We start from the raw sequence: 10,960 nt of genomic DNA, 5'->3' as shown, positions 1-10,960 counted from the left end.
CCAGCGGCAGGCTCCAGCTTTCGTACTGGGCGACCAGCACCAGGAAGGCCAGCAGCACGCAGAGCGGGAAGATGAAGACCGCCGTGTTGCCCGCCAGGATCTGCTGGTAGGTCAGCTCGGTCCACTCGTAGCCCATGCCGTTGGGCAGCTCCTTCTTGGCGAGGTCTTCCAGGGCCTTCTGGGCCTGGCCGGTCGAGAAGCCGGGCGCGGGGCCACCGTTGATCTCGGCGGTCAGCATGCCGTTGTAGTGGCTCTCGCGGTCCGGACCGGTGGTCTCGTGGAAGCTGACGAAGGCGCCCAGCGGGATCATCTGGCCGTCGCCGTTGCGGGTCTGCAGACGCAGCATCTGCTCGGGCTGCAGGCGGAAGCGCTGGTCGGCCTGCACATTGACCTCGTAGGTCCGCCCGAAGCGGTTGAAGTCGTTGACGTACAGCGAGCCCAGATAGACCTGCATGGTCTCGAAGAGGTCGGTCAGGGACACGCCCTGGGCCCGGGCCTTCTCGCGATCGATGTCGGCCTGGATCTTCGGGACGCTGACCTGGTAGCTGGAGAAGATCCCCGCCAGGGCCGGGTCCTTGCGCGCCTTGTCGATCAGGTTCTGGGTGGCCTTGTTCAGCTCTTCCGGACCCAGGCCCGCCTTGTCGACGATCTGCATGCGGAAGCCGCCGATGGTGCCCAGGCCCTGGACGGACGGAGGCGGGAAGACGGCGATCTGGGCGTCGGGAATCGCGCCGAACTTCTGGTTCAGAGCCGCCACGATGGCGCCGGCCTGCTTGTCGCGGTCACGACGGTCCTTGAAGTCGTCGAGCGGATAGAACACCGCGCCGGAGTTCGGGCTGTTGATCAGGCCGTTCACCGAGAGACCCGGGAAGGCCACCGAGTGCTTCACGCCAGGCACGGTGTTGGCGATCTCGCCCATCTGGCGGATCACCGCCTCGGTGCGGTCCAGCGAGGCGGCGTCGGGCAGCTGCACGACCGCGACCACATAGGCCTTGTCCTGCTGCGGCACGAAGCCGGTCGGGGTCTTGGCGAACGCGAAGACCGTCAGGGCCAGCAGCACGCCGTAGACCACCAGACCCGCGGTCGAACGGCCCAGGGTCTTGGCGACGCCGCCGACATAGCCGTTCGAGGCCTTGGCGAAGAAGCGATTGAACGGGTTGAACAGCCAGCCCAGGGCCGCGTCGATCAGCTTCTGGAAGCGGTCCTTGGGCGCGTCGTGCGACTTCAGGAGCACCGCGGCCAGGGCCGGCGACAGGGTCAGGGAGTTGATCGCCGAGATCACCGTCGAAATGGCGATGGTCAGGGCGAACTGGCGGTAGAATTGGCCCGACAGGCCGCTGATGAAGGCGGTCGGGATGAACACCGCGCACAGCACCAGGGCCGTGGAGATGATCGGTCCCGTGACCTCGCCCATCGCCTTGCGCGTGGCTTCGGCGGGGGCGAGACCCAGACTGATGTTCCGCTCGACGTTCTCGACCACCACGATGGCGTCGTCGACGACGATGCCGATGGCGAGAACCAGGCCGAACAGGGTCAGGGCGTTGAGGCCAAAGCCCAGCATCAGCATGACGGCGAAGGTGCCGATCAGGGACACGGGCACGGCGATCAGCGGGATCACCGAGGCGCGCCAGCCCTGCAGGAAGATCACCACCACGATGACGACCAGGATGATCGCCTCGATCAGGGTGTGGACCACCGAGTCGATGCTCTCCTGCACGAAGGCCGTGGTGTCGTAGATGATTTCGTAGTCGACGCCTTCAGGGAACTCCTTCTTGAGCTCCTTCATGGTCTTCTTGACGTTGGCGGCCATCTCCAGGGCGTTCGAACCCGGACGCTGGAAGATCGGCATGGCGACGGCCGACTTGTTGTCGAGCAGGCTGCGCAGGGCGTAGTTGTTGGCGCCCAGCTCCACGCGGGCGACGTCGCCCAGGCGGGTGATCTGGCCGTCCTCGCCCGAGCGGATGATGACGTTCCGGAACTGCTCCTCGTCGGTCAGGCGGCCGGGCGCGTTGATCGATAGCTGGAAGTCGGCGCCCGAGCCGGCGTTGGGCGGCGCGCCCAGCTGACCGGCGGCCACCTGGACGTTCTGCTCGCGCAGGGCCCGCACGACGTCGCCGGCGGTCATCGACAGGGCGGCCAGCTTCTCGGGATCCAGCCAGACGCGCATCGAGTACGCGCCCGCGCCGAAGATCTGCACGTCGCCGACGCCGTCGATGCGCTTCAGCCGATCGCGCACGTTCAGCTGCGCATAGTTGCTGAGATACAGCATGTCATAGCGGTTGTTCGGCGAGATCATGTGCACGACCAGGGTCAGGTCGGGCGAGGCCTTGTCGGTCGTCACCCCGATCCGCTGCACCTCCTGGGGCAGCTTGGGCAGCGCCTGGGCGACGCGGTTCTGGACCTGGACCTGGGCCTTGTCGAGGTCGGTGCCGAGCGCGAAGGTGACGGTCAGCACCATGGCCCCGTCGGCGGCCGACTGGGACGACTGGTAGATCATCCCCTCGACGCCGTTGATCGCCTGCTCCAGCGGCGCGGCGACGGTCTGGCCGATGACGGACGGGTTGGCGCCAGGATAGGCCGCGCGCACGACCACGGTCGGCGGCACCACTTCCGGATACTCGCTGATCGGCAGCTGGGGCAGGGACACCAGGCCGGCGATGAAGATGATGATGGACAGCACCGCCGCGAAGCGGGGCCTGTTCACGAAGAACTTGGAAAAGGACATGCGGGTCGTCCTGGAGCTCCGGGGAGGAGACGTGTGCGGCCACACCCCTCCCCAGATGAGGGGAGAGGCGGGCTTGAAGGGCGCTAGGGGAAGAAGGCTTTCTTAGTTCTGGCGGATCGGGCTCTCGACCTGGGCCAGCTGATCCAGGTCGACCTTCTCGGTCTTGACCGGGACCGGCGCGACCGTGTCGCCGGGCTTGACCTTCTGCAGGCCGCCGACGATCACCCGGTCGCCGGGCTTCAGGCCCGAGCGGATGATGCGCAGGTTGCCGGCCAGGGGGCCGATCTCGACGGGTCGGTACTCGGCCTTGTTCGCCTTGTTGACCACCACGACGAAGCGCTTGCCGAGGTCGGTCGCCACGGCGCGATCGGGCGCCAGGGCCACCGTCTGGCTCTCGGCGCTGACCAGGCGGATGCGGGCGAACAGGCCCGGCGTGAAGCGGCCGTCGGCGTTGGCGAAGATCGCCCGGCCGTTGATCGTGCCGCTCTTGGCGTCCAGGGCGTTGTCGATGAAGGCCAGCTTGCCGACGTGCGGATAGCCGTCCTCGGTCATCAGGCCCATATAGACCGGCCCGCCCTTGCCGCGCTCGGCGGCGGCGTACTTCAGGAAGGTCTGCTCGTCGGCGTTGAACTCGGCGTAGATCGGGGTGTCGGACACCACGGTCGTCAGCAGCGACGACTGGGTGACCAGGTTGCCGCGGGTGATGATGGCCTTGGAGACCCGGCCTTCGATCGGCGAGGTCACCCGCGTCCATTCCAGGTTCAGGCGAGCGGTCTGCAGGGCGGCCTGGGCGGCGGCGAGATTGGCCTGGGCCGCGCGCTCCTCCGAGGCCAGGCGATCGAATTCGCTCTGGGCCAGGGCGTTCTGCTCGATCAGGCGACGGCCGCGCTCGCGATTGACCACCGCCAGATCCAGCTGGGCCTTGGCGCGGGCCACCTCGGCGGCGGCGCGATCGGCCTCGGCCTTGTACGGGCGCGGGTCGATCTGGAACAGCACCTGGCCCTTGTGGACGCGGGCGCCCTCGGCGAACTGGGCGCCATCGATATAGCCCGAGACGCGCGGACGGATCTCGACGGTGTCGATCGGCTCGAGGCGGCCCGTGAAGTCGTCCCACTGGCGCAGGGACTTGAAGGCGACATCGGTGACGGTGACCTGGGCGGGCGGCGGCGCGGCGGCGGCGTCCTGCTTGGCCTGGGCCGAGCAGGCGGCCAGCACGGCCACGGCCGCGAGGCCGGCGAAGGACGTGATGACGGGTTGGAGACGCATGGGGGGAGGAACCTGTCGGGGGAGGAGACGGAGAAACGCGAGGGCTATTCGAGGACGGGGAGACGCGCCGTCCGGCGCTTGGACGAGCCGAAGGTGCGGACGGTGGTCCAGTCGTGGCCGTCTTCGACCTTGGCCCTGAAGAAACCGAGGAAACCCTTGGACTTAGCCGCCGACGGGGCCACTTGGGGCGCGGCGGCGTAAACGTTTGTTTGCGGGGGCATTGGCGCGCGCTCCTTAGGGGTTTAAGGGATCAAATGTCGCAGGGACGGTTACTTGACCCGGGCGACCGGAATGACGATTTAGGATGTGACGAGACCGTTCGGTATCATCGCTCTTGGCGAGAGATACTGACCGGTAACTCGCACGTCAAGGAGAGGTCCGCCAAAATGGCGCCAAGAAATTCTGGGGACGGGGTTGTGGGCGATAAGGAAGCGGCCGTTTGCGCGCCTGCGTCCAAGCGTCCGGCGCGCGACCGGATCTTCGAGACCGCCCGCGAGCTCTTCTATCAGCACGGCATCCGCGCCGTCGGCGTCGAGACCATCGCCGCCGAGGCCGACGCCACCAAGATGACCCTCTATCGGAACTTCCCGTCCAAGGACGAGCTGGTGGCCGAGGTGCTGCGCGAGCAGGAGCGTGAATACTGGGCCTGGTGGGAAGGCGTCACCGCCTGCTGCTGCGGCGAGCCGCGCGCCCAGCTGGAGGCGATCTTCGACGCCTTCGAGACCAAGGCCTGCAACAAGGACGTCCACGGCTGCCCGCTCTCGAACGCCGCCATCGAGCTGCACGAGGAAGGCCACCCCGCGCAGGTGGTGTCGGTCAACTACAAGAAGGAGCTGCACCGGCGGCTGACCGAGCTGTGCCGCGGCGCCGGGGCCAAGGACGACGACCTCGCCGACGCCCTGATGCTGCTGATGGAAGGCTCCTACACCGCCCGCGTCACCCTCGGCGCCGACGGCCCGGTCCGCGCCGTGGCCCGTTCGGCCCGGGCGCTGATCCGCTATCACCTGGACGGGTGCTGATCGGAGACTCACACCTCCAAAGGCGTGTCATCCCGGCCGCAGCGCGTAGCGCGAAGAGCCGGGCCCCAGGGGCCACGGGCTCGGCGTTCTTTCGCCCCCTGGGTCCCGGATAGCCTCTAGGAGGCTTCCGGGATGACACGGTGTTTTGGTTCTAAGCTGTCAGTCGCGACCGAAGCTGCTCATGCATCGCGACGCAGCAGGATTTTGGATCGGCTCTCCAAGCTCAACAGCGCCAGCAGCACCGTGAACGCGAAGGCCAGCAGTAGCAGCGACAGGCGGTGCGCCTGTCCCCACTCCAAACCCTCGACCAAACGGTAGATCTCGGTCGAGAGCACGGTGGTTTCGCCGGGGATATTGCCGCCGAGCATCATGACCACCCCGAACTCGCCGACCGTGTGGGCGAAGGTCAGGATCGCGGCGGCGACATAGCCGGGAACCGCCAGCGGCAGGGCCACGCGCCAGAAGCGTTGCCAGGCCGAAGCGCCCAGGGTCGCGGCCGCCTCCAGCGGCTCGTCGCCGACGGCCAGGAAGGCGTTGCGCAGCGGCTGCACCGCGAACGGCAGCGAATAGATCAGCGAACCGATCACCAGACCCTCGAAGGTGAAGGCCAGGGTCCGCACGCCGAACGGCGCCAGCAGCGCTATCAGCGGGCTCTTGGGCCCGAGCGCGATCAGCAGGTAAAAGCCCAGCACCGTCGGCGGCAGCACGATCGGCAGGGCGACCAGGGCGGTCACCGGCGCGCGCCACCTCGAGCGTCCCCGCGCCAGCCACCACGCCAGCGGCGTGGCCAGGAACAGCAGCAGCAGGGTCGTGATCCCCGCCAGCTTCGCCGTCAGCCACAGGACCTCGCCCATCCTCAGCGGACCTCGTAGCCGTAGCGTCGGATGATCGCCTTCGCCTCGCCGCTCTTCAGAAAGGCGACGAGGGCCTTGGCCGCCGGGTTGTTCTGGCCGGTCTTCAGCAACACCGCCTGCTGTTCGATCGGCGAGTGATCCGAGGCGGGAACGACCCATCGCGAGCCGACCTTCTCGTCGATCACCTGCGACAGCGCCACGAAGCCCAGCTCGGCCGCGCCCGTCTGGACGTACTGGAAGGCCTGGGTGATCGAGGCGCCCTGCACGATCTTCGGCTTGAGGGCGTCGTAGAGCTTGAGCTTGGTCAGGGTCTCGACCGCCGCCTGGCCGTAGGGCGCGGCCTTGGGATCGGCGATCGCCAGCTTCTCAAACCCGCCCTTGGCCAGCACCGCACCCTTGGCGTCCACCAGGCCCGGCGTCTTGCTGAACAGCACCAGCCGGCCGGTGGCGTAGGTGAAGCGCGAGCCGGGGACCGACAGCCCCTCGGCCTCTGCCTTTTGCGGGCGCTCGACGTCGGCCGACAGGAACACCTCGTACGGCGCGCCATTGGCGATCTGGGTGTAGAACTGGCCCGAGGACCCGAAGCTCAGGGTCGCGTCATGGCCGGTCCTGGCCTTGAATCGGGCGGCGATCTCGCGCGCGGCTTCGGTGAAATTGGCGGCGACCGCGACCTTGGTCTCGCCCGCCAAGGCCGCGCCGCCCAGGGCCAGCGACAGGACTCCGGCGACGGCGGCGATCAGCATCGGACGACGGGCGATCATCTGGTACTCCTGGTCTTGGCGCTGCGGTTATGCAGCTCGACTACATAACGGTAGAAACGCGGGCCGACCAGTGACGGATGACTTCAGCGCCTCCCTGATCCTCAAGCGTGGCGGCCTGGCGCGCGTGGGGCTAGAACGCATCGCGCTTTTGGAGGCCATCGCCCGGCTGGGCTCGATCAGCGCGGCGGCCAAGGAAGCAGGCCTCTCCTACAAGGGCGCCTGGGACGGGGTGCAGGCGCTGAACAACCTGTTCGACGCGCCCCTGGTCAGCGCCGCGCCGGGCGGCCGCAGCGGCGGGGCGGCGCAGGTCACCGCGCGGGGCCAGGCGGTGATCCGGGCCTTCCGGGCCGCCGAGCGCGAGGTCGGCGCGGCCTTCGCAAGGCTGGAGGCGGACCTCTCGCGCGACGCGGATCTGCTCTGGAGCCTGGGCCTGCGCACCAGCGCCCGCAATGCGCTGCGAGGCGTTATCGAGGCGATCGAAAGCGATGGCGTCACGGCGCGGGTCACGCTGTGGCTGGGCGAGGGCCTCGCTCTGCGCGCCTCGATCACCCAGCGCAGCGTCGAGGACCTGGCCCTCGCGCCCGGGCGTCCCGCCGTCGCCTTGATCAAGTCCAGCTTCGTTCGCCTGAACGTGGGAGACGGCGACAACCGGTTGCCGGGCGAAATCGTCGATCGCGAAGCCGGCGAGACCTCGGCCGAGGTCACGGTCGCCCTGTCGGCGGGAAAGAGCCTCGTGGCGACCCTGAGGCCCGACGATCCCGCCTGGTCCTTGCCGGTGGGCGCGCGGGTCGAGGCCCGGATCGCAGCGTCCGACGTGATCCTGGCCGTCGACTAGGCGATCGCCCTCAGGCCGGCGCGAAGATTGTCCGCCCCGCCGGCGAGGTCCTCGTCCAGCTTGCCGTGTTCGCGCGTCCAGATCGGCACGGCTTGGGCCAACAGGGCCCGTCCGTCATCGGTGAGGCTGAGCACGCGCGCGCGGCCGTCCTTCGGATCGGGCGCGACCGTCAGCAGCCCCCGCCGCTCCAGCGGCTTCAGCGCCGCCGTCAGGGTCGTGCGATCCATGGCCAACAGGTTGGCGACGCCGCCCATGCCCGCCGGTTCTGGCCGGTTCAGCGACATCAGCAGGGAGAATTGGCCGTTGGTCAGGCCCAGCGGCCGCAGGGCCTCGTCGAAGCGCCGCGCCAGGGCCCGCGCGGCCCGCTGGACGTGAAGGCACAGGCAGGTGTCGCGGACGTGGATCGTCGTTTCGAAGGGAATCACGACCGGCTTTGACATGGTCCATTTATGTTGATATCAACGTTATTAGTCAAGGAAAAACAGCTCAGCTTACGGAGGACGTGATGTCGCACGCGGTGGTCTCCCGCGAGGAATGGCTCGAAGCGCGCCGCGCCCTCCTGCTGAAGGAAAAGGCCCACACCCGCGCTCGCGACACCCTGAACGCCGAGCGCCTGGCCCTGCCCTGGGTGAAGCTGGACAAGCCCTACGCCTTCGACACCGACAGCGGCCGCAAGACGCTGGGCGACCTCTTCGATGGCCGCAGCCAGCTGATGGTCTATCACTTCATGTTCGGGCCGGACTGGGAGGCGGGCTGCGAAGGCTGCTCGTTCATGGCCGACCATTTCGACGGGACGCTGCCGCACCTGAACCACCACGACGTCACCCTGGTCGCGGTGTCCCGCGCGCCGCTGCCGAAGATCCAGGCCTACAAGCGGCGCATGGGCTGGACGTTTCCGTGGGTCTCCGCCCACGACAGCGACTTCAACCGCGACTTCCATGTCTCGTTCACCCCCGAGGCGTTGGCCGGCGAGACGATCGACTACAACTTCACCAACCTGCCGGCCGCCCAGGGCCATGACGAGCTGCCGGGCCTGTCGGCCTTCTATCGCGACGCCGACGGCCAGGTGTTCCACACCTATTCCAGCTATGCCCGTGGGCCCGAGGAGATGCTGGGCACGCTGATGATCCTCGATCGCGCGCCGCTGGGCCGCAACGAGGACGCCACGATGCACTTCGTCCGCCGCCACGACGAGTACGAGGACGCTGCGCCCAAGCCCGCCTGCTGCGGCGGCGCGGCCGCCTGACACCCGCCCAGCTGATGATCCGCGCCTGGAACACCTTGGTCGAGGCCATGCCCCCGGCTCGCCCGTCACCGCCCTCCCCCCTTCGCAGGAAGACCCTCATGGCAAGCGATTTCGTCTGGTTCGAACTGGTCACCCCAGATGCCGCGGCGGCCGAGGCCTTCTACAAGGCCGTCGTCGGCTGGACCGCCGAGGCCTCCTCGGGCCCGAACGGCCCGTACACGATCTTCAAGGCTGGCGACGTCCCCGTGGGCGGCATGCTGGAGATGAAGGACGTCCCGGCCGGATGGCTGGGCTATCTCGGCGTCGATGACGTCGACGCCTTCGCCGCGAAGGTCGAGGCCGCCGGCGGCGCGATCCACAAGGCGCCGCAAGATATTCCGGACGTCGGCCGCTTCGCGGTCGTCGCCGATCCGCAAGGGGCGATGTTCATCCTGTTCCGGGGATCGCTCGATGCGCCGCCGCCGCGTCCGCAGCAGATGTCGCCCGGCTCTCTGGGCTGGTCCGAACTGAACGCGGCGGGCTGGGAGAAGGCCTTCGACTTCTACGCGCCGCTCTTCGGTTGGGTGAAGCACGACGCCGTGCCCATGGGCGAGATGGGCGTGTACCAGACCTTCGGCCCCCAGGCCGCGGCGATCGGCGGCATGTGCGATAGCCAAGGCCCCGGCCACTCCTGGCTCTACTACTTCTGCGTGGAGAATTTGGACGCGGCGATCGAACGGGTGAAGACGGGCGGCGGCCAAATCCAGCTCGGTCCGATGGAGGTTCCGGGCGGCGCCTTCGTGGTCAACGCCGTCGACCCGCAAGGCGGGCTGTTCGCGCTCCTTGGCATGCGCGGATGATCACCGTCTTCGGAGAAGGCCGAGGCTTCCGCGTTGTCTGGTTGCTGGAGGAGATGGGCCTGGCCTATCGCCTGCGCGACGTCGACATGCTGGCCGGGGTCGAGAATGATCCAGAGTTCCTGGCGATCAATCCCGCCGGCTTCATCCCGGCGATCCGGGACGGCGAGGTCGTCATGGTCGAGTCGATCGCGATCATGGAGTACCTGCTGGGCCGCTACGGACCGTCCGCGCTGGCGCCCGCTCCCCAAGATCCGGCCTTCCCCGCCTACCAGCAGTTCCTGCACCTGGGCGAGGCGGGACTGGCGGCCTCGGTGTTCTTTCTCACCGGCGCCAAGCACTTCGCCCCCGAGTCCGACCGCGACAACTGGACCGTCCGCCAGGCGATGCATGTGTTCACCAGCCGCCTGGGCCTGGTGACGCGCCGACTGGCGCAGGCGCCGTACATGGCCGGCGAAGACTTCACCGCGGCGGACATCTCGGTCGGCTACGCCCTGGAGATGGCCCGCAGGAACATCGACTTTGCGCTGGGCGAGGTCGAGACGGACTATGTGAAGCGGCTACGCCAGCGCGACGGCTATCGGCGCGCGCTCGACGCCTGTCCCGCCACGCGCGGATGGTGGAACAGCTAGCCGATGCAGTCGTCGAGGCCGTCGCGGCGCACCGCGCCCGAGGCCTTGCCGATCTTCTGGGTGCGCTTGGCGACATACTTGCCCGGCTTGATCACCCGCCACTTCAGGGGGCTTGGCAGGATCGCCGCCAGGCGCGAGGCCTGGGCCTGGGTCAGCTTGTCGGCGCCGACGCCGAAATAGCGGCGCGAGGCCGACTCGGCGCCATAGATGCCGGGGCCGAATTCGATGGAGTTCAGATAGACCTCCATGATCCGCTTCTTGCCCCAGCCGACCTCGATCAGCACGGTGAACCAGGCCTCCAGCCCCTTGCGGACATAGGAGCGGCCCGGCCAGAGGAAGATGTTCTTGGCCGTCTGCTGGCTGATCGTCGAGCCGCCGCGAATCTTCTTGCCCGCCTCGTTGTTGGCGTAGGCCTTCTGCAGGGCGTTGAAGTCGAAGCCGTGGTGCTCGCAGAACCGAGCGTCCTCGGCGGCGATCAGGGCGCGCGGCAGGGCGGGCGCGACCTCGTCGATCGGCCGCCAGCGATGGTCCAGCCCCTTCCCCTCGACCGCCCGGATCACCATCAGCGGCGTCACCGGCGGCGGGATGAAGCGGAACAGCAGCACCGCCACGATCGGTCCGGCGACCAGGATGATGAACAGAGCCAAAGCGATGTTGCGCAACAGCCGCCGCAAGGAACGCCCCCAGGATCGAGAAGACCAAATCGAACGGACTTGTCTTTACCCTGCGGCGGGATGCTAGCCAGAGCAAAAGCCGCTGTCGCACGCACAATGGCGAGAAGATTCA

At 68.1% G+C, this 10,960-nt stretch carries 12 protein-coding genes; 5 read left to right on the top strand and 7 right to left on the bottom strand.

Annotated elements, in window-relative coordinates; genetic code table 11:
• From DI526_RS12380 to DI526_RS12370, 3 genes are all read right to left on the bottom strand, one after another.
• Positions 1–2,725: efflux RND transporter permease subunit (locus DI526_RS12380; protein ID WP_304278191.1), on the bottom strand; the 2,725-nt coding region annotated here is incomplete at its 3' end.
• Positions 2,726–2,827: 102 nt separating this feature from the next.
• Positions 2,828–3,991, bottom strand: coding sequence for an efflux RND transporter periplasmic adaptor subunit (locus DI526_RS12375; protein WP_304278188.1), 1,164 nt, complete (start codon positions 3,989–3,991; stop codon positions 2,828–2,830).
• A gap of 44 nt (positions 3,992–4,035) precedes the next feature.
• A complete protein-coding gene (locus tag DI526_RS12370; protein ID WP_304278185.1) occupies positions 4,036–4,212 on the bottom strand; it encodes a hypothetical protein in 177 nt (58 codons plus the stop codon).
• Between the two features lie 165 nt (positions 4,213–4,377).
• Here DI526_RS12370 and DI526_RS12365 point away from each other — a divergent pair, with 165 nt between their 5' ends.
• Positions 4,378–5,010, top strand: a complete 633-nt coding sequence (locus tag DI526_RS12365; protein ID WP_304278183.1) for a TetR/AcrR family transcriptional regulator — start codon at positions 4,378–4,380, stop codon at positions 5,008–5,010.
• Positions 5,011–5,189: 179 nt separating this feature from the next.
• On the opposite strand, the gene modB is transcribed toward DI526_RS12365, so the two are convergent.
• Both modB and modA read right to left on the bottom strand, forming a co-directional pair.
• On the bottom strand, positions 5,190–5,864 hold the full coding sequence (modB, locus tag DI526_RS12360; protein WP_304278178.1) for a molybdate ABC transporter permease subunit: 675 nt from the start codon (positions 5,862–5,864) through the stop codon (positions 5,190–5,192).
• 2 nt (positions 5,865–5,866) lie between these two features.
• Positions 5,867–6,625, bottom strand: coding sequence for a molybdate ABC transporter substrate-binding protein (gene modA, locus DI526_RS12355; protein ID WP_304278175.1), 759 nt, complete (start codon positions 6,623–6,625; stop codon positions 5,867–5,869).
• 70 nt (positions 6,626–6,695) lie between these two features.
• Between modA and DI526_RS12350 the strand changes: the two genes are divergently transcribed.
• A complete protein-coding gene (locus DI526_RS12350) occupies positions 6,696–7,460 on the top strand; it encodes a TOBE domain-containing protein (RefSeq protein WP_304278172.1) in 765 nt (254 codons plus the stop codon).
• On the opposite strand, the gene DI526_RS12345 is transcribed toward DI526_RS12350, so the two are convergent.
• Entirely contained in the window at positions 7,457–7,900 is a 444-nt protein-coding gene (locus DI526_RS12345; protein ID WP_304278170.1) for a MarR family winged helix-turn-helix transcriptional regulator, read from the bottom strand. The two genes, DI526_RS12350 and DI526_RS12345, sit on opposite strands and share 4 nt — an antisense overlap.
• A gap of 65 nt (positions 7,901–7,965) precedes the next feature.
• Here DI526_RS12345 and DI526_RS12340 point away from each other — a divergent pair, with 65 nt between their 5' ends.
• From DI526_RS12340 to DI526_RS12330, 3 genes are all read left to right on the top strand, one after another.
• Positions 7,966–8,706: a thioredoxin family protein gene (locus DI526_RS12340; RefSeq protein WP_304278169.1), complete on the top strand. Its 741-nt coding sequence runs from the start codon at positions 7,966–7,968 to the stop codon at positions 8,704–8,706.
• A gap of 98 nt (positions 8,707–8,804) precedes the next feature.
• The gene (locus DI526_RS12335) at positions 8,805–9,545 is read left to right on the top strand and encodes a VOC family protein (RefSeq protein ID WP_304278167.1); all 741 of its coding nucleotides are present in this window, start codon (positions 8,805–8,807) and stop codon (positions 9,543–9,545) included.
• Positions 9,542–10,174 (top strand): glutathione S-transferase family protein, encoded by a 633-nt coding sequence (locus DI526_RS12330; RefSeq protein ID WP_304278165.1) that lies wholly within the window; start codon positions 9,542–9,544, stop codon positions 10,172–10,174. The genes DI526_RS12335 and DI526_RS12330 overlap by 4 nt, the downstream gene beginning before the upstream one ends.
• Here the strand turns inward: DI526_RS12330 and mtgA are convergent.
• Positions 10,171–10,878: a monofunctional biosynthetic peptidoglycan transglycosylase gene (mtgA, locus tag DI526_RS12325; protein WP_304278196.1), complete on the bottom strand. Its 708-nt coding sequence runs from the start codon at positions 10,876–10,878 to the stop codon at positions 10,171–10,173. The genes DI526_RS12330 and mtgA overlap by 4 nt on opposite strands.
• Positions 10,879–10,960 lie beyond the last annotated feature (82 nt).

Source organism: Caulobacter segnis (assembly GCF_003243465.1).
Classification (GTDB): domain Bacteria; phylum Pseudomonadota; class Alphaproteobacteria; order Caulobacterales; family Caulobacteraceae; genus Caulobacter; species Caulobacter segnis_A.
The sequence above is the reverse complement of the archived record's forward strand: the minus strand, read 5'-3'. Positions and strand labels throughout refer to the sequence as shown.